Source organism: Opitutus sp. ER46, assembly GCF_003054705.1.
Lineage (GTDB): Bacteria > Verrucomicrobiota > Verrucomicrobiia > Opitutales > Opitutaceae > ER46.
Genome location: NZ_QAYX01000025.1, coordinates 326,404 through 344,830, shown reverse-complemented (window position 1 = coordinate 344,830; position 18,427 = coordinate 326,404). Strand labels below are relative to the sequence as shown.

Here is an 18,427-nt window from a genome sequence, read left to right as displayed (position 1 = left end):
CGCGGCGAGGTGCCTCAAAAACCCATGCCCCTCAAGCAGATGAAATGGAGCGCTTCCCCGCCCCCCCCGCCCGGCGGAGCGACGCTGCAGCCAGGGGTTTTCCCCTCAAGTACGCGCGTCAATGTGTCGAATATTCTCCTTTGGAATGCGCCTCCTCTCCTTCGTCTCGGACATCGAACATTCGATCACTGCGGAATCTCCTGTCGTTGATGGCGGCGCTTGGGACTTTGCCCGGACCGTCAACTTTCAACAAGGTCTCTGCCGGCTGACGCTGGCGCCCCGTCCCGCAGCGGATCTCCCTTTTCCCAGCGGCACGATCTTTCTCCAGGCGTTTTCCCTGGCCGATGGCTCGCAGTGCTTGAAGGCCACCCTGAGTTGGAAGGATTCTCCCGTCACCACGGCAATGGCCGTTTACTCGACGCCCCAGCTAAACTGGAAACTCGAGGCCTCCAAGATCGCCACGGCCTGGATGGAAGGGCCGCCGGCGAATGCGCAGGCTCCAAATTCGCTTCCGACGGAAGGCCTCACCCCGCTCAGCGCCACGGGCTGATCGATTCATCCGGAGTATTTCCGGCTTCCCGCATCGATGCGCGGTCGAAACCGCGCCACGTTTGTCGCCCCAATCCGGGCCTAACCGCGAAGAGTGACCTTGCTGCGCGAGGCCACCGCACTCGACCCATAGACGGGGGCAATCTGGGCCACCCGGCGCTCCTTGACCTTCAAGGCCTGCAACTCGTCCTGGAGCGCATCGGCTCGGGCTTGCATGGCGGCTACGGTGTCGCTCCGCCGCTGGCTCAACGCCGCGATCCGCTGCCGCAATCCCGGATCGGCCACCTCGTCCGCATGGCCGACCAGAAATTCGATCATCGGCGCCGCGCGCCGTTGAACGTCCTTCACGGACTCAAGGTCGTCTGCGCGAAAGCAGTTGGCCTCCTCCGTTACAAGTGCCTCGAGATCAGACACGAGGCGGGCGCAGGTTTGAGCCGGAGTCTCCATGAGAATGATCGAAACCGCGCCGGCGGCTCAGGCGACGCCGCGCACGCGATCGCCCGACGTGCCACTTTCCTGCTGGGTTAGCATCTGGGCCCACGCATCCCGCAGCTCGCGCACGAGTCTTTCCACCTCCACCACCGGTTCCACCTGCTTGCGCAGATTGGCCTCGAGGAGGCGGCGATTGTGATAGTCGTACAGCCGGTGCATCGTCTTCGCGAAGTCGCCGCCGGCGTCCATGTTCAGGCCGGCCTGCAACTCGGTGATGATCGCCTGCGCCTTGAGCAGGTGATGATTGATGTTCTCGATCCGCCGTGGATCAGTCGTCGGCTGCTTGAAACCTTCCTGGGCCAAGGCCAGGGAGGTGAGAATCCCGTCATAAAGCATCAGCACGAGCTGCCCCGGCGAAGCCGTAAGGACGGCATTGGCGCGGTAAGTCCGCGCGTAGCTTTGGGCGAGCATCGAGAAATCAGGACTGATCTTCGCTCAAATCGGGAGACGCGAGGATCTTCGTGGCAACCTCACGGATCACCTCCGGCGGAGGATAGCCCGGATCAGCCGCCAGGCCCTGGGCCCGGGTCACCACTTCGGTGCGAACCTCAGGCTGGCGCTGGAGCTCAGCCCGCAGAAATTCCGCGCTTTCCGTGGAAATGCGATCGGTTCGAGCCGCGGACGCCCGCGGCGCTGCCTGCCCCGCGGACGACACGAGTGGCGTGCGCGGTGTACGGTCGGGAGATGACGCAGATGAGATCATTGACTATTTCGAGTTTCGAAACGGTCAGCCGCTGCTTTCGTCACAGGGAACGCCGTTGGTTGCATCATTAATCGACCGGTAAGGACGGGACTTTAGCGGCGTCCGGGCGGAGCCTCTTCCCCACTCTCCACAGTTACCGGAGGCAAAGTTGCAAAGGTCGCCGCCGCCGCATACGCGGCAAAACGGGAGGGTGACTGGAGCACCGACGGCGTCAGGTCCCCCGGCACGCCGCCATGCTCACTCTGCAGGAAGAAATTACGTGCACTCGCCGCCACGCGCGCATCGTCAGCGGAGAACAAGTTGTCAAAGGTCCACACCAGCCGCGTGCTTTTCACGGTGGCCAGGCGACTCCGCACACCTATCGCCAATGGGTGGTAGGGCCGATAGACGGTGATATCGACAAACACCACCGCGTCGGCCCCGAAAATCCGTTGCATCGCCGGCAGGAAGTCGTGCGGCAACGCGGACGACGAGGACAAAGCCACCGCGCCAAAACGACGCAGGCACTCCGCCCTCGGCAGCACGACGACCTCGAACCGATTCTGATCCTGCAGCGCCTGCCGAAACACCGGATCCAGGTCCGCCCCCGTCTCCTCCGGCGCGCTCGTCCCCGTCCAAACCGGCAGCATGACGACCCGACGGATACCACCGAGCGTCGCGTCGCGGGCGACGTTCGTCGGCGTGTGGAACGGCCCCACCCGCGCGGGATCGGTCAGGCCGGGCGACGTACAGCCGGCGAGCAACGCAAGCACGGCCGCGCTCAGCAGCGAAACGGGTGCAAGAAGGCGAAGATGAATCATGAGCTCTTGCTCGAGAAGGCGTTGGTCAGGGCGTCCGATTGGGACTGGGCCGTCGACTGCGCATCCAACATGGCGATGAACGCCTTGGTCAATCGTGCTTGTTCCGTGGCGATTCGGGTCTCGAGCCGGTCGATCTGGTCATCGATCGCCTTGTTGTCGGACCGCAGGCTCTCCTGCTCCTTGTTCCCCGAACTCTTCAGGTTGGTAATGAGCTCGTACATCTTGGGCACCATGCCGCTGGAGCCGGACAGGAAGAACGCCTTCACGTCGTCAGGCGAGTTGGTCAAGGCGTCGGTCAACTTGGCGGTATCCTTGATCTTCAGGTGACTCGTAGTGCCGTCGAAATCGATGCCCAGGTCGTCGATGTGGTCGATTGAGCCGGTCAGGCCAGTAAGCGTTTGGAACGCCATGGTACGCAGCTTCCGTCCCCACTCCTGCACCTCACGATTCCCCGAGAGGAGCGACGTCGTCACCTTGCTGCCGCTGACAGAGGTCTTGGTGTACGTGTCGATCATGTCCTGCACGGCATTGAACTTCGAAATGAAGTCCTCGACGTAGCTGCCCATAGAGGAGGCATCACTCTCGATCGTGAGGGTCTGGGCGCCCGTTGAGTTGACCGTCACACTGAGGCCGGCGATCCCGTGAGCCGATGAGGCCAGGGTGTTGGTGCTGCTGGTGAGCCAGTCGCCATCGTTCACCCGGAACACGGCATTGGTCCCGCTCTTTAGCGTGGGCACTTTGGCTCCGTCTGCCGTGAGGTTCAGCACACCGAGCAAGCCACCGCTCGCTTCGCTCACGCTCAGGCCCATGTCACCCGTCGTCTTGTTGGTGAGGACCACCCGGTCATTCGCGCTGTCATAGCTCGCGCTCACGTTGGCGGCAGAGGCCGTAATCCGGTCCAGCACCGACTTAAGGGTGTCGGTATTGACGTTATAGCTGATGGGCACGCCGTTCACGGTGAAGGATCCGTTTCCTTCCGCGTCCAACGCGCTCTCGGCGATTGCCCCCCTCAGACCGGACTGCACGAGCGTCGCGGTGGTCTTCAGCGTACCAAGGCCCCCGGAACTCGTGATCGTACCCGTCTGGTTGTTCGCCAGCTTCATTGCGGCGAGAAAATTGCTCGTGTCATTCGCCGCCCCGAGCACAAGCGAGCCGCTCCCCTTCGCGAGGGTGATCGCGTCCGAGGTACTGTCGTATGACCAGGTGGCACCGGTGGCTGTCGTGATGCGATCCAGCACGTCCTTCAGCGAATCCGTCGCCGCCACGCTGATCTGCTTGCCGTCCACCGTAAAGGTCCCCGCGGTGACAGCCGTGGCGATCGGAAGATTGCTGATGGTCAACGAGCCCAGGTCGGAGGCGCTTGAGGCGAGCGAAGCCCCGATATCCGCGCCGCCCTGCAAAGCCGCGGTGCTCGCAAGCGTTTGGATCTCGAATTTGTAGGAACCGAGGCTGGTGCCGTTGGATGAAGTCGCCTTCCAAGTGCTCGTGGAGCTGTCGCTGCTTACCGTCCGCATGTCATACACGTTGCTCGACCGCATCGCCTGCACCGAATCCTGAAGCTCCTGCAGAGCGGTCGTGATGTCGCCGAGCGCCGTGATCTCAGACAGATTGTTGGCCTGGGTCGTCTCCAGGTTGGTTACTGGGACGCGCTCTACCGCGATCAACTTGTCCACCACGTCCTTCCAGTCGAAGGCAGAATCAGAAAGCAGTCCGGAGATTTGGATACCCATGGTGTTGAAGGATTCGGGCGCACTGCGCCGTAAGGTGTATCGGCACGCAAGATTCGCGCCTTTAGCAGCCTATTAATCATAGGCTTCTGATTATCAGCACCTTTTACACATTTACGATCCGCTCACTTCCGCCCCGGCATTTTCTGCCGCCCGCCGCCGACGGCCTCTATCGCCCCAAGGCCGCGGAATGAGACCGGCAGATCAGCGTCACCGCCACGCCGGGTCCGCGATCCGGGTTTCCAGGCGCGAACCAGGTCTTCCGCGAACGCAACCGCCACTCGGGCGCCACCCGCTCCGTCGCGCCCCGCGAGTTTCCGTCGGGCGCGCGAGGCGCCGCCGGTTCGTATCCGGCTCTATGTTACACGGATCGTGGCGGCGGGGTGGATCAGTACCCGCGGCGCGCGCGAATCGACGCAAGCCCCCAGGGCTTTAGCCAAAACTGCGCGAGCAACGAAAATAAACTTGCATTCCGAAATTAAGGTCCCGCGACGCCGCGACGATAGCTCTCTTCGTTGGGACAAATGTTCTGACCGGCGCGATCCGGAGCCGCCTCCACCGGATACGTCCGCAGCACGGAGCTGCATTTAGGATCAAGGAAGATCACCATGCCAGTTGTCATTAACACCAACTTTGCGGCCACGACGGCTGCAAACAACCTCGCCGCGTCAAACGACAGTTTGCAGAAGAGCCTGAATCGGCTCTCAAGCGGCTCGAAGATCGTTACCCCGGCCGATGATGCCGGCGGTCTCGCCGTGTCCATGAAGCTGTCCGCGGCCGCGAAGCGGTCCGGCGCCGCCGCGATCAACATCGGCAACACCGTGTCGATGCTCCAGACGCAGGACGGCGTGCTCAAGGTCACCGGCGACGTGCTCCAACGCATGAGCGAGTTGTCGACCCTCTATCAGGACCCGACGAAGAACAGCACCGACAAGTCGAACTACGACGCCGAGTTCGTGCAGCTGCAGAAGCAGCTCGCCTCGCTCTCGACCGAGAAGTTCAACGGCACCGCCCTCTTCGGCAGCACCGAGATCGTCGTGCCCGTCTCCGAAGACGGCAAGGGCACGGTCACCCTCACCGCGAAGAACCTTTCCAGCACCGATGCCACGGTCGGTCTCGGCGCCCTCGCCGACTCCGCCGGCGCCGGCTCGCTCTCGAGCATCGGCACCGTCGATGCGATCACCCAGGCCCTCCAGAACGTCGCCACCATGCGCGCCAACAACGGCGCCGAGCAGAGCCGCCTCGGTTTTGCCGGCGACGTGCTGACGACCAACAAGGCCAACCTCGAAGCCGCCAATAGTCGGATTATCGACGTCGACGTCGCCGAGGAATCCACCCAACTCGCCCGCTGGAACGTCCTGGTCCAGTCCGGCACCGCCATGCTCAGCCAGGCCAACCAGAGCGCTCAGACCGCGCTCAAGCTGCTCCAGTAATCCCCCTCGTCCCCGCCGCTCCCCCGGAGTGATTGCCGGCCGGAGCGGCGCCCATCCCCGATCGTATCACGGTTGTCTGTCTCGGGGTGGGGCCAGGGCCAGTAGCAGCGACAGCTCCGATCCTCCGCCGCGCACCGGCGTGAGGTGCCGTACGGGGTCCACCGGGTTTCCGACGCAGCCCCTGATCTTTGAAAGTCCAAACACGACGAGGTTCTTCCCTCCTTTCCCCCTTTTCCTCGGCGCTGCGCGGTTGCAGCGCCGGGAAAACTGGAGCTTCCGCTCCAGACAGCGGGGCCCGCGCTGATTCCCAGGGCCCGTGGCGACGACGGATAGTCGCTTTAAGATCAAGGATAGAACCATGTCAGTCGTGATTAATACCAACACAGCGGCGACGATTGCCTCGAACAACCTCGCCTCCTCGAGTGCCAGCTTGCAGCGCAGCCTTAACCGGTTGTCGAGCGGCTCGAAGATCGTCAATCCGTCGGATGATGCCGGTGGCTTGGCGGTGTCGATGAAGTTGTCTGCGGCCGCCAAGCGTTCCGCCGCGGCGAACAGCAACATCGGCAACGTCACGTCCTACCTGCAGACTCAGGATGGCGTGCTCCAGACCTCCTCCAAGGTCATGGACCGCATCTCGGAACTCTGGACGATGTACCAGGACCCGACGAAGAACAGCTCGGACAAGGCCAACTACGATGCGGAGTATCAGCAGCTGCAGAAGGAGCTCGATTCTCTCACGCAGGAGAAGTTCAACGGCGTCTCGCTGTTCGGTTCGGCAGGTACCGGAGTGGTCGAGTCGGTCAAGGTCTCCGAGGACGGCGTCCAGACGGTCGCCATCACCGCGAAGGCCCTAGCCAGCAGCACGGATGGCGTCGGCGCCTTCTCCGATGCCGCTGGCGGCGGCTCGCTGTCGTCCATCAGCTCGATCGACAGCATCAAGACGGGCATCCAGAACGTTGCGACGTTCCGCGCCAAGAACGGCGCTGAGCAGAGCCGCCTGGGTTTCGCCGCCGAGGTCCTGACGACCAACAAGGCCAACCTGGAGTCCGCCAACAGTCGCATCGTCGACGTCGACGTGGCCGCGGAAAGTACCCAGCTCGCACGCTGGAACATCCTCGTCCAGTCCGGCACCGCGATGCTCTCGCAGGCCAACCAGAGCGCCCAGTCCGCGCTTAGCCTCATCCGCTAAGCCCTCCGTTCAGGGATAGTCCTGATTCGCCCAACCTGGCCGCCGGTAACACGGCGGCCAGGCAAAAGCGGACCCGGTCCCCCTGCGGAGGCCCCGGCGCGGGCCTTCGCCCGCCGCTTGTGTTGATGACAGTGCAACAAGGCCCCGGCTCACCCCCGGGGCCTTCGCATTTTTGGAGGTCAAACCTCAACACCCCCTCCCAGCGTCGTGGCCGCGCGACTGTGCGGTGCGCCCGCCTCACATAGAGTCCTGCGGCCGAATCAACGTACGCCGAGAAAACCCGCAATCGCCTGTGCCACGACCGCACCCACCGTCTCGTGCTCGTTAAAGTGCAGGTAGATCCGGCGTCGGTCAGCCTCGCTCACCTCCAAGGCCTGCTCGCAGGCCCGGAGCAGTCCCTTGAGGTCCTGGTGTGGGTAGCGAACGATCAGCCCTGCGTCGGCCAACTCATTGAGTCGGTCACCGGCGGCAGAGTTTTCCGACACCGGCACCGCGCCCAGGCATCCGAGCCAGAACGGCCGGTCCGTGTGCGTCCGGCTCATTGCCGGCGTGCCAAACTTCCGTCCCTCCGGCGCCAGGCCCACCTTGTAGCGATTAAGCCTCAGGCGGTCCGCCACGCTCACGGAGTGATCGTGGCTCGGTACGAACCGGTCCTTCAGATGCTCCGACAGAAACTCGAACTGCCTCAGCCGATTGTCGGTCAGCCCGAGCTTGGATCCCAGGAACAACACCTTCTTCTCCGGCTCCTCCTGAAACGGAGCCGCAAACGGCAGCACATTGGCCACCCAACTCCGGTGGATGCGTCGGCATCCCGCGCGCAACAACGCGGCGCCGCGGAAATCCAGCGGGGCCTCGTCATGGATCAGGACGTCGAGATACGGCGCCACGTCGCCGAAACCCGGCATGTACCGGCTCGCCTCGTCGAAGGCATAAAGCAGATGCCGCACACCCACCTTGGAGAGCAGACCGAAGATCCTTCCAGCCATCGCGCCGAGCAACTGCGGCTGGTGACCCATCGTGATCAACCACCGCTCCTCGCCGGGCTGGCGGGGCAGCTTGGCAAACTCGAGCAGGCCGGCGGCCCCGCCGACATAGGCGGGCAGGAACTCGAGTTCAGGATGCGACAGGGCGGCAAAGCACCGCGCGTTTTCGGTGTACCAGTCGCAGTCGAGCCGCGCCTTCCGAAGCAGCTCCCCATCCCCGGGGTTTGCCAAACGTCGCCGAACATCCATCCCCACCGCGCGCGCCAAGAAATCACCCGCCGGCTCCAGCGCATCCGTCCACTGGTCAAAATAGCAGACCCGAATGCGGCGAAGCGGCGTTGAGGTGGACATGGTCATCACGCTGAATGCCAGCTTGAGCGGCCACGAGCCAACGCGGTTGGCACGCCGCCGTCGCGAGGGACGCCCAAGCGCCCTGCCGCCGAGCCAGAGTCCGTTGGGTTCATTTTCGGGCGGTCGTCGACGGCCGCGCGGCAGACCACTGTTTCACTGTGGCACGTATCGAAACCAAACGCGGGGTAGTCCGATTCGGCTCGGCTCGCATAATTAGGTCGAGGACTCGCTCCGCCGCTGGCATGTCGCCACGACGACAGTCGAGATCCGCGATGAGCTCCAGGATCGTCAACTGCGGTGCCGGCAGGATCTCGACCGCTCGCGCGAGAAGGTCACGGGCCTCGGCGAGCTTACCTTCCCGCACACACTGCTGCGATTGTTGGACATATTGCATGGCGACAGACGCCGCCGCCCGGGGATCGGTAACGCCGCGCTCCTCCAACCGGCGTTTCATTTCAAGTGCGGGTCCAAATTCGGGGACGACTCGCAGCACCTCATCGAGCGCCTTTTTGGCTTCACGCCACTGATTACAGCTCTCGGCCGCGCGCGCGGCGTACCACAGCACGCGCCAGTGCTGCAGACCATTGCGCTGCGCTGCGCCGAATGCTGCCCCAGCAGCGGCGCCGTTTCCCATCCGAAGCGCCACCAATCCGGACCAGAGATTGAGAAAGGCATCCCGAGGAAACACATGCCTGAAATACCCCCCGCAGGATTGCTGCATGATGCGGGGCATTCTCCCAATCTCTTCTTCCGCCGACAGCAGCATCGTTACATCCTCCGCGTTCATGCTGATCGAGTAGGCGGTACCAGCCTCACCCAACATGGCGACAAATGTCCTGGCGCCGGGGTTGATCGCTGCATCCCGCCCCAGCGTGATTCCCGCGGGGACGCCAAGGACACTGCAGTTCGGACGCATTGTCTTGGGCCCCTTCAGAAGGCGGCTGATCTGCTCCCCAAAGCCCCGCGCCGCGTTCTTCGCGCCCCAGTTTTCGCGTGCGAACGCAGCGGCATTCCGCCCCAGCCGTTCCCGTTCCGCCGGGTCGGCATGGAGCCGCTCGATGGCCCGCGCGTACTCTTCCGGCGACGTCACCAAGACACCGGTCTCCCCATTCCGGATCAGCCTTCCAATCCCGCCATAGGGGAATGCGACCACCGGAAGCCCAGCGAACATCGCCTCCTGCAGATTCAACTCCGCCGCAGCGTAAGTATCCGGCGCGAGCGGATATCCATAGACATCAAGTTCCTCCAGCACCGAGCGGATATCCTCAACTGGTCCACGGAACTCAAAACGCGCCCTTTGCCCCGCCTGCTCCGCCGCCCGCTCCAGCCACCCCGTGTCACCGTGCCCGCAGACCACGAATCGCGCGTCTTCGACGCGAACGCCGCAACTCAGCGCCACATAATCCGGGTGCATTTTCACCGGATCCACCGTCCCGATATATCCCACTCGGAACCCCGTGTGCGCGCGGCGCGCAAAACCGCTCAACCGACTGAAATCGGCCCCGGCCAACACCATTGCCTTCCGGCTTGCGTCGACGGTCGAAAAGGCCGGATGCGCGTACGTATGCGGACTGCAAGCAACCGTCAGGTCGGCATATTCCAGCAGCGCCGGCGAGATGACATGAGGAGCATGGTAGCCGCCCACATGCAGCCAAAGCGCGAGTCGCATGGGCGGCAACTCACGGGAGAACAGCTGGGCAATTTCGGGCGAATTCCACCAGTGCACGAGCACGATGTCCGCTGCAGCCAGGGCGTGAAGCAGCTCGGTCGTTCCGGGAACGTCGAGCACCTCGAATGCAGCGGCCGCAGCGAGGCGGCGGCCGTCACGTTCCGCCGGACGCAAAGACACGATGCGGTGCTCAAAGGAGCCGAGATGGCCCAATTCCGTCGCCATGGCGATTGCGGCCCGGGCCGCGCCACCGCCACCAAGGCACTCGAGCACATGCAGCACAACCACGTCGCCCGACGCGGTCCGGTCTCGCGGCGCCGGCCGAGGCACGGCGGAGCCAATTTTTGCCGCCAACCCCAGTTGCGTCAGCGTTCCCAGTTCGGCGGGCGACGTCAGCCGGTGCGCTTGTCCTGACTCTTCGAGAAACGCGCGAATTTTCCCCCCGGCCGTGTAGTCAATGGCGACAAAGGGAACGCCGACGTCCGCCGCGAACACACACGAATGAAAGCGCATGCAGACGCAGAACTCGGCTTCGGCCATGGCCCCGGCGATTTCCTCAGGAGTGCGGGGTTGCCAGTCGACAACGAGGCGAGGCGAGCCCACGGCCCGCGCAAGTTCCCGTGCAAACAACCGGTCGTCATTCCCGACCGAAAAATAGTGCATGGCCCAGAGCTCAACCCGGTGGTTGGGATACCAGTCGAGCAGGTTTCGAAGCAGCTGCACGAGGTTCTGTCGCACGGCCTCCGAACCAAGCTCCTGCGGATACTCGGCGGTTAGTTCCCGCAGAAAGCAACGGATGATGCCGCTGCCCTGCCCCCGGTGCTGCACCCCGAGGGCGCGAATAAAGGCGGACGCCGGATCACGCCTGACTTCGATGTGCTTCGTAATCCCGAGAGCACGAAGCAGGTCGCGCGAAGCGCCATCGCGAACGCTGATCCGACTCGCCAGGCGCGCGAGTCGGCAAACGTTCCAGCGACAATCAGCCTGGTTGAGGGGGCCGACCCCACAGCCTTCAATCACGCGCGGTTTCCCCTGATCGGCAAAGTGCTTGAACAGCCGAAGCACGAGACCTGTCTCGGGAATATCCATCAGCGGTCCGCCGGCCATGACCACCGCGTCACAATCCGAGACCGCCGCGGCCGCGGCCGCACTGGCGTAGTCGCTCACCGTGATTCGGTTCTGCAACTCCAGGGGCCACGCGGCGATGTTAGCCCGCGTGTAGTACGGGTGCAGGCTCAGCAGGTGAAAGCGGAGATCCGCATTGAGCGCCAAATACTCGCTCAAGATGCCACGCAGGATGGCGATGTCGCCGGCAGTTTCCGTGCCGTACCAGCCAACCAACACGACCTGCCGCATGGCCGAAAAGTCCACGTCACTTGCCAAGGCCTCGGGCGCCGTGAGCGACGCGTCAGGCGCGGCATACAAGGCTTCCGCACGGCGCCGGTCCTCCGCCAGTCGATTTGCCACCTCAGGCAGCCAATCGTCATGGTAATCATGGATGCACCCGGAACAGAAGCGACGCCCGATGTCCGCTCGCCTCGCCTCCAGAAGCGCGTGGGCGTCTTCTACGGAGGCGGGAAGGCGCACCGGCCTGTCTTTGGGCGCGCACGCGGCAACACTTCCCAAACAGTCCACGTTGATTGCGTTGCCGCGACGATAAGGACACCCAACCAGACGTTCATCGCCGGTCAGCAGGGCCAGAATCGAACGATACGTCTTCTGGACCTCCGCGGCCGTTTCGTAGGTGCCAAGCAAAAGATGAAAGAAGGACACCAAGTGCCTCAACTGAGCGTCGTCGAAGTTCCGAATCTCCTCGCGACAAGATTCGTTGTACAGCCGGTTGATGAACTCCCCCACACGGAACCGAACGTAGATCTGGTGCTCCTTCGCCCAGTCGAGGAGTTCGTGCAGCCCGTACACGTTGCGACGAACGATCGTGCACGCCGCTATGGTCGGCACCGCTGCCGCCCTAAGCGCCATGAGCGTCTCAGTCGCCGCGATGAACGCGCCTTGGCGCCCTCGCACCGCGTCGTGGAGCGCTCCGACTCCATCAATCGAGACCATGCCGTCGAGCGTCAGCCCCCGCGCCGCGTAGTCGCGATGGACAGAACCATATACCTCGACCGCCCGTTTGGTTTGCAGGCCGTGGGTGATAAACGAGGCGCCACGCATCCGGGGCAGAGCGCCCGGGAGCATGTGATACAACTGGACGAGATCCTTGCGGAGCGTCGGCTCGCCACCGGTGACCCCTACATGCACGACCTCGGCGAAATACGGCTGGGCGAGAAAACCATGCAGCTCAGACAACCCCAGCACCTCCCGACGACCCGATTTCCACACTTCACACATCACGCAGCGGCTATTGCACACGTCGATCGCCTGCAGATTAATGACCTGCGGCAGCACGGGCCGGTCAGTCTGCGATGGTGACGTCGCACACTCTCCATGGTTGGTCATACGGTGAATTCTGGATGCAGGGCCCAATGCGGTGACGACATGGAGCCGAGATAAAAGCACGGCATACGCCAATCGAGTTCATCCGCGCGCTTCCGACTTTCATGCAGGAGTTTACGTAGGGAGCCTCTTGCCTGAGTGGATCGCAGGCACGATCCTCGGCAATAATTGCCGGGGGTAACTGCGCAGCGCGAGCTGAGCATCGGCGATGAGCGAACTGAGGAACAAACCTCAGTCCAGCCGCTGCTTGCAAAGCGTACGGCAAACCTGGCGTGGCGTGTGCAATCGTGGAACCTCCCACATGCCCACCGTCGACATCGTCTATCAAGCCACCGGAAAGCACGCCTGGTGCATTCGTGACGGTTGGACTGCAACCGCACAACGGCTCGGCTGCCTCAACCGCGTTTTTGAGCCGCGCGCCAACTGGGGCGACTCAGACACAGCCGACGACGACGGGCTGTACGCATACCTCGCCGCCCCGAGCAGTGACGTCATGATCTTGCTCGGCTTCGATTGGCATTCGCAGGCGTTGCACACGTCGTCGCGCTGGAAGGAACGTTGGGCGGCCGCGACAACCACGAAGGTCCTCTACATCCACGAGTCGCTGGACAACAACTGCCGACTCTTCGGCAACGACGGAATGAAGAATGCCGCGCTGTCGGCAGTCGAGTGTGCCGACGTGATCGTCTGCCCGGATCCGGTGGACGCCGTCTGGCTGCGAACAAGAACAACGAAACCTGTCTTCATTCAGCCCTATGGCGTCGACGAAGGCGTCTTCTCGGATCGAGTGCCGTTCAATCAGCGCAAGCCGCGCCCCTTCTTCCGAGGGAACACCACGCCGTACAACTCTCAAGCGACCTACTCAGAACGGCGAACTCTCATCGAACATCTTTCCAACCTTCGGCTGCTCGATCTACTCCCGTTCGACCACGCGCAGCCCGGGGTCGACCGATTTGTTGAGGATTACAACGCGCACCAGATCGCCGTCGCGTTCCCGTCGCTGTCGATTGTTCACTCCACGCGAGTCTTCGAGGCCATGGCCTGCGGGTGTGCGGTTGTCTCCTGCCGGACCGGTCGGCCGGAGCAGGATGCCCTGTTCGAATCCGGCAAACATCTGCTCTATTATAGCGACGCGGCGGAATTAGCCGACGGCGTACAACGGCTGCTGCGCGACCCCGGCAAATCGGCCGCGATGGCGGCGAGCGGTCGCGATTTCGTTCTCGGCGGAATGACGCTCGCCCATCGACTTCGTGAGATTCTCGGCTGGTGTACACCATCAATCCAGACCACCGCGCAAGCCAGGCGCCGGGCAGCGTCCCACAACGTCAAGCGCCCTATCGTCGTCGATGGCGTCATGTTCCAGCTTCATCGGTCCCGCCCTTTTGGGATCGCCCGGGTCTGGCAGTGTCTTTTGGCCGAGCTCGCAAAGTCTTCCCTGGCCGATCGCATTCTCCTGCTCGATCGCGACAACACGGCACCCCGTATCCCCGGCCTGCGCACGCGTCCCGCGCGGCAATTTGATTTCAACACCTACGCAGACGATCCGCTGCACTTGCAGCAGATCTGTGACGAGGAGAATGCCGCGCTGTTTATCTCGACCTATCTGACCTGGCCCGAAACGACGCCATCCGCGCTCATGCTCCATGACATGATTCCCGAGGTGCGGGGCCTCGACCTGAACGACGTGCAGTGGCAGGCAAAGCTAAAAGCGATCGATCACGCATTCGCCCACTTCTTCGTCTCCGAATCCACGCGGCGTGACTTCAATCTCCTTTATCCACAACACGCCAACCGGCCCAGCTACCTGACCCGCAATGCGGTCGCCGACGAGTTCCGGCTGCGAACTGGCTCCGAAATCGATCAGTTCCGCAAGAAGCACGGTATCCAGAGGCCGTACTTCATGCTCACGGGCAGCCGCACCACCTACAAGAACGCCATGCTGTTCTTTCGGGCGTTTCAGTTGCTCGAAGACCGGACCAAATACGCGGTCGTGTGTACGGGCCGCGAGCTGGAATCGTACTTTCGCCCGTTTGTCGCCGGCGCCGAAGTCCACAGCCTGAGCCTCGATGATCAGGAGTTGTCGACCGCCCTGTCCGGAGCCATCGCACTCGTCTACCCCTCACAGTACGAAGGTTTCGGACTTCCTATTCTGGAGGCGCAACGCTCGGGCTGTCCGGTTATCACGTGCCGCAATTCATCGATTCCAGAAGTTGCCGGCGAAGCCGCGATCTTTGTCGGCGAAAGCGACGTCGCTGCGATGAAAGCCGCGCTGGTTGCGGTGCAGGCCCCTGATGCCCGGCGCCGCCTCATCGCCTCCGGACAGGAGAATACACAGCGATTCTCATGGTCAAAGACGGGCGAGGTCATGGGCGCCGCCCTCGAGGAACTACTCGTCCTCGCCGGAAAGCAGCCCGCCGCCCCCGGAGACCCCATCAGCACCGCCACTCGTCTCCGCAGCTTTCTCCAGCATCACACCAAGGCGTCCGAAGATCTCCTCCGCGCGATTCTCGTTCTCAACGACTCATTCCGCGAGCGGCGCCTTCAGGATAGGCGTTCCACCGCTGCACTCATCGCAACAGTCGGAGCCCAACTTCCGCCGTTGATGGCCCAAGTCACCCCGCAACTTGCTGGCGCCGACGAATGCGATGGCGCGCTTTCGCTGCTGTTGGGGATCGCGCTTCAGACCCAGCAGCGATTCCCGGCGGCGATGCAGCGATACCTGCGGGCAATGAAGCGCCAAGCCACCTATAACGAACTGTTTCGCGTCCAGCTCGCGCTGCGCATCGCGGAACTCTCACTCACCTTGGGTCAATACGCGGCCGCCCGCGACACGCTCCAACGGCTCATCCTCAGCACGAGCCCCAATGACGCGGCGGCGACCGCGCTCCTGACGCGCATCGCCCGCGCCGAGACACAAGGACGACGCGGGCCGGTTGCCGCTACGCCGCGGTGAAACCCGAAGGGTACGCCCTGCGGGCATACGACCGACGACTTCAACATTCGAGTCCAGCCGGCGCCGTTACGGCAGGGGCGGGTCGAAAAGCGCCGGTTGCGCCCGCGATCTTCTCGCGATCTCACCCAAGCGGCGCCCCGTAGCGCCCCTTTTGGGCGCGCGATCTCTGCCTTACGCCGTCCTCCCGTGCCAGCACCGGTGCGTCTCGCGCCTCTTTTCCGCCCTTCTTGTGCCCCAGTTTTACCCCTCCCACCTTGGACTTCGTTTCAACGGCGGCACGGAACGGCGATACGCAGGCAAGGAGGGCTGCAATTATTACCTACTTACTGGCAATCGGTTGCATAATAATGTCCAGATACGCCATCATAATGTCCGGATACTTTTTCATAATGTCCGGATACTCCGTACGGAAATCATGCGGAGATTTGAAGCGGACCGTCGGAAAACTGAACAAACCCTCGGGGCTAGTTCGCCACTTTTCGCAGCACCACGCTCATGCTGTCCTCAGCGAGATAAAGTGGTTCTCCGCACGCGCACGTGAGCGACGCGCAATTGAATTTTTCACCGCCGCAGCGCCAGCACCGGAGTGGCAACACGCTGCGTTTGTCCACGTGGATCTCAGCGATCGCGCCATTAAGCTCCGTCACTTCTGACAGCAAAAACAGGCTCGATTGCGGGAGCGGCGCCAACCAAGTCCGCGTCGCGCCTGCACGCGGGCACGGCAAACGGTCAAGGCCAAGAACGGTGGCTCGATTCCGAGACGTTACGCGACGGGGTCGTAGACGCGCAGGGCCGGCAGTCGCGGATCGTCCGGCGCGAGTTGCTCCAGGATTTTCACGATATCCGTTAGCATTTCGGCGTGCCCGCAGCGGTGCGCGATGTCGCCGAGATAGAACCAACCTTCCGCATTCTTCGGATCGATCTTGATCGCGGTCTGCAGCGCCGTGAGCGCGCCGTCGATATTCCCGCTCGCCTCAAGCGCGCGCGCCAGCTCCTGCCACATGGCAGCCGAGGGCGTGGCATTCTGAACGGCCTCGAGCAGGTACTCGGCCGCGCGAGCATAACGATTCGAGTTCGTGAGGATCCGCCCCATCAGGCGGCGGAGTTCCGGGTTCGCCGGATGTGCTCCGAGCAAGCGCCGCACTTGGTCTTCAGCTTCGTTGCCCAGGCCGACCTCCAAAAGGTGGGCCGCCGATGCGGTAGCCGCCGCGACGTCGGATTCAACCGACACCGAAATGATGCTCTTCTCCTTGCGGAAGCCTTCCGGCGACGTGGCGAGCAACTCGTCGAAGGCCGCGGTGATCAAGGCGCCGAAGGCATCACTGGCCGCGAGCGTATCGAGGAAGATGGGCGAGGCCTCCATCTTCTCGCGGATGCGCCCGCTGAGCGCCGTCCGGCGCCCGGCGTCGGTCGCAAGTTCCCCGGCCAGGCGGAGATAGTCAGCCTCGTTGGTCACGATAAGCTCCGGGAGATCCAGCGATCGCAGCAGCGATCCGCCCATGCGCGAGCGGAACGTGGTTCCTTCCCAAGCAACAACCGGAATCCCCGCCTCGAGCGGGTCGGCGAGCGAGTGAGCGCCGCCGAAGGGGTAGGTATCCAGGTACACGTCAGCGATCCGCAACAACTGGCCCACCTCCGACCGCGACGGGAACTTCTCCGTCGAGATCATGAGGCGGTCGGTCGCGACGCCGTGCTCGGCCAGCACGCGGTCGAACTCGGCACAGAACCGCTGGATCGGATACGTGGACGACCAGTTCGGGTTGAACGGGTGCACCAGCAGGCGGGAGTTCGGCACCGCCGCGAGCAAGCGCGCCCAGGCGTGCTGCATCTCCGGGATGATCTTGAAGTAGTTGGCCGCGGTCGCGAACAGCACCACGTCGTCCGGCACGCCGAGGGTTGCCCGCGTCCACGTCGCCCGAGGCTCTTCCTTGTCCGCCGAATAGTTGAAGGCGTGCGCCGGGCCGGGCAGCAGGCCCAGCCGTTCCGAGAACTGCTCCGCAGCATCGGCAACTTCCGTGAGGCTGCCGGACACATAGAGGTCGATCTCTGGGAAGCCGGTCGTGATGCAGGACGAGTTGTTCGCGACTTGGAGCGGCGCGATCCGATAGAGCGCCAACTGCGTGACCTCATGCACCGACGCCGTGACGTTGGCGCCAAACACCAACACGTCGAGATTCGCGTCGCGCAGCACCGACAACTGACCCTCGAGATCACCCGGCAGGACCCGGTACTCCTGCACCTTGCTCTTGCAGTAGGTCGCGAGCGGAGTGTCGGCCTCGCGCAGCGCGAACAAGATCACTTCGAAGCGCTCGGAATCGAGCTGCTCGAACGTTGGTAGCGTGGTGTACGTCTCGGTCTGCGAATCGAAATGGCGGTTGAGGAAACCCACGCGCAGCCGTCGGCCATCCCGGCTGAAGGCCAGGGGCTGAAACGGCGTGACTTCACGGCCGAGCAGCCGCTTCAGAATCTTCCCGCGCAGCTCCGCGTGCCGTCGCAGGCAACCCTCCGAGAAGTACAGCGGGATGCCGGAGGCGCTCTTCAGGTAGGCAGTGCCGGCCGCGCGCACCGCGGCCGATCCAAGATTCCGCTCCACCAACCGGGCCAGATCTTCGAGATGCCTCACCACGAAACCGGCATAGCGGTTGGCATCGCCGACCTTCGTAAAGCCTCGGGGCGCAGCAAACAGCCACGCCGTGTATTCGGCCCACATCCATTGCGGTGTCGCCTCAATCCCCGGCACCTCTCCCCACTGCCAGGCGGAGCCCAGAGTCATCATCGCAAGCGTCGCCGGCCAAGAGGCCTTCCGGCCGTCACTGACCATCGCCCGGTCTGCATCGGACAGCGCGTAATCGTGCAGCCCACTGCGGTTGAGGCTCGCAATCAACGGCAGCGTCGCCGCCACGAGCGGATGCGCGTTCTCACGCTTGGCGAGTGCGGCCGCCCGTGCGGCTACCGCTCGCGTGGCGCTCTGCACCACCTCGCGTTTCTCCGCTGAGCCTGGATCCAACTCGTAGCAGTCCAACGCGTCCTGCGCTGTCTTGACGAGATTCAGCGGCGAGGACGCGTCGTCCGCTTGGGTTGGGTGCTCAGAAACGAGAGACACAGGGGTGGCCATGAGATGCCA

At 63.4% G+C, this 18,427-nt stretch carries 11 protein-coding genes; 4 read left to right on the top strand and 7 right to left on the bottom strand.

The features are described from left to right. The first annotated feature begins 145 nt into the window (after window positions 1-145). Entirely contained in the window at window positions 146-550 is a 405-nt protein-coding gene (locus DB354_RS19725) for a hypothetical protein (RefSeq protein ID WP_107837360.1), read from the top strand. A gap of 80 nt (window positions 551-630) precedes the next feature. On the opposite strand, the gene DB354_RS19720 is transcribed toward DB354_RS19725, so the two are convergent. The 4 genes from DB354_RS19720 to fliD all read right to left on the bottom strand — a co-directional run bounded on the left by DB354_RS19720 (window position 631) and on the right by fliD (window position 4,274). Continuing rightward, a complete protein-coding gene (locus tag DB354_RS19720) occupies window positions 631-963 on the bottom strand; it encodes a hypothetical protein (protein ID WP_146180335.1) in 333 nt (110 codons plus the stop codon). Window positions 964-1,023: 60 nt separating this feature from the next. Next, entirely contained in the window at window positions 1,024-1,452 is a 429-nt protein-coding gene (gene fliS, locus DB354_RS19715) for a flagellar export chaperone FliS (protein WP_107837358.1), read from the bottom strand. 384 nt (window positions 1,453-1,836) lie between these two features. Beyond that, window positions 1,837-2,544, bottom strand: a complete 708-nt coding sequence (locus DB354_RS19705; RefSeq protein ID WP_107837356.1) for a hypothetical protein — start codon at window positions 2,542-2,544, stop codon at window positions 1,837-1,839. Then, window positions 2,541-4,274 carry a flagellar filament capping protein FliD gene (gene fliD, locus DB354_RS19700; RefSeq protein ID WP_107837355.1) on the bottom strand — a complete coding sequence of 578 codons (1,734 nt, stop codon included), beginning with the start codon at window positions 4,272-4,274 and terminating at the stop codon, window positions 2,541-2,543. The genes DB354_RS19705 and fliD overlap by 4 nt, the downstream gene beginning before the upstream one ends. Before the next feature lie 605 nt (window positions 4,275-4,879). Between fliD and DB354_RS19695 the strand changes: the two genes are divergently transcribed. Together DB354_RS19695 and DB354_RS19690 are read left to right on the top strand one after the other, a co-directional pair. Next, window positions 4,880-5,704, top strand: a complete 825-nt coding sequence (locus DB354_RS19695) for a flagellin (protein WP_107837354.1) — start codon at window positions 4,880-4,882, stop codon at window positions 5,702-5,704. A gap of 358 nt (window positions 5,705-6,062) precedes the next feature. Beyond that, on the top strand, window positions 6,063-6,893 hold the full coding sequence (locus DB354_RS19690; RefSeq protein WP_107837353.1) for a flagellin: 831 nt from the start codon (window positions 6,063-6,065) through the stop codon (window positions 6,891-6,893). 260 nt (window positions 6,894-7,153) lie between these two features. Here the strand turns inward: DB354_RS19690 and DB354_RS19685 are convergent, their stop codons facing one another. Further along, window positions 7,154-8,233 carry a hypothetical protein gene (locus DB354_RS19685; protein WP_107837352.1) on the bottom strand — a complete coding sequence of 360 codons (1,080 nt, stop codon included), beginning with the start codon at window positions 8,231-8,233 and terminating at the stop codon, window positions 7,154-7,156. Between the two features lie 103 nt (window positions 8,234-8,336). Continuing rightward, window positions 8,337-12,353 (bottom strand): polysaccharide pyruvyl transferase family protein, encoded by a 4,017-nt coding sequence (locus tag DB354_RS19680; protein WP_107837351.1) that lies wholly within the window; start codon window positions 12,351-12,353, stop codon window positions 8,337-8,339. Between the two features lie 298 nt (window positions 12,354-12,651). Here DB354_RS19680 and DB354_RS19675 point away from each other — a divergent pair, with 298 nt between their 5' ends. Beyond that, entirely contained in the window at window positions 12,652-15,303 is a 2,652-nt protein-coding gene (locus DB354_RS19675; protein ID WP_158277625.1) for a glycosyltransferase, read from the top strand. Window positions 15,304-16,066: 763 nt separating this feature from the next. Here the strand turns inward: DB354_RS19675 and DB354_RS19670 are convergent. Continuing rightward, the gene (locus DB354_RS19670; RefSeq protein ID WP_158277624.1) at window positions 16,067-18,406 is read right to left on the bottom strand and encodes a tetratricopeptide repeat protein; all 2,340 of its coding nucleotides are present in this window, start codon (window positions 18,404-18,406) and stop codon (window positions 16,067-16,069) included. Between the last annotated feature and the right edge of the window lie 21 nt (window positions 18,407-18,427).

Excerpts from the sequence above, each read along its gene's own strand:
- DB354_RS19725 (WP_107837360.1), top strand. The coding sequence starts at position 146 with ATGCGCCTCCTCTCCTTCGTCTCGGACATCGAACATTCGATCACTGCG.
- fliS (WP_107837358.1), bottom strand. The coding sequence starts at position 1,452 with ATGCTCGCCCAAAGCTACGCGCGGACTTACCGCGCCAATGCCGTCCTT.
- DB354_RS19705 (WP_107837356.1), bottom strand. The coding sequence starts at position 2,544 with ATGATTCATCTTCGCCTTCTTGCACCCGTTTCGCTGCTGAGCGCGGCC.
- fliD (WP_107837355.1), bottom strand. The coding sequence starts at position 4,274 with ATGGGTATCCAAATCTCCGGACTGCTTTCTGATTCTGCCTTCGACTGG.
- DB354_RS19695 (WP_107837354.1), top strand. The coding sequence starts at position 4,880 with ATGCCAGTTGTCATTAACACCAACTTTGCGGCCACGACGGCTGCAAAC.
- DB354_RS19690 (WP_107837353.1), top strand. The coding sequence starts at position 6,063 with ATGTCAGTCGTGATTAATACCAACACAGCGGCGACGATTGCCTCGAAC.
- DB354_RS19685 (WP_107837352.1), bottom strand. The coding sequence starts at position 8,233 with ATGACCATGTCCACCTCAACGCCGCTTCGCCGCATTCGGGTCTGCTAT.
- DB354_RS19680 (WP_107837351.1), bottom strand. The coding sequence starts at position 12,353 with ATGACCAACCATGGAGAGTGTGCGACGTCACCATCGCAGACTGACCGG.
- DB354_RS19675 (WP_158277625.1), top strand. The coding sequence starts at position 12,652 with ATGCCCACCGTCGACATCGTCTATCAAGCCACCGGAAAGCACGCCTGG.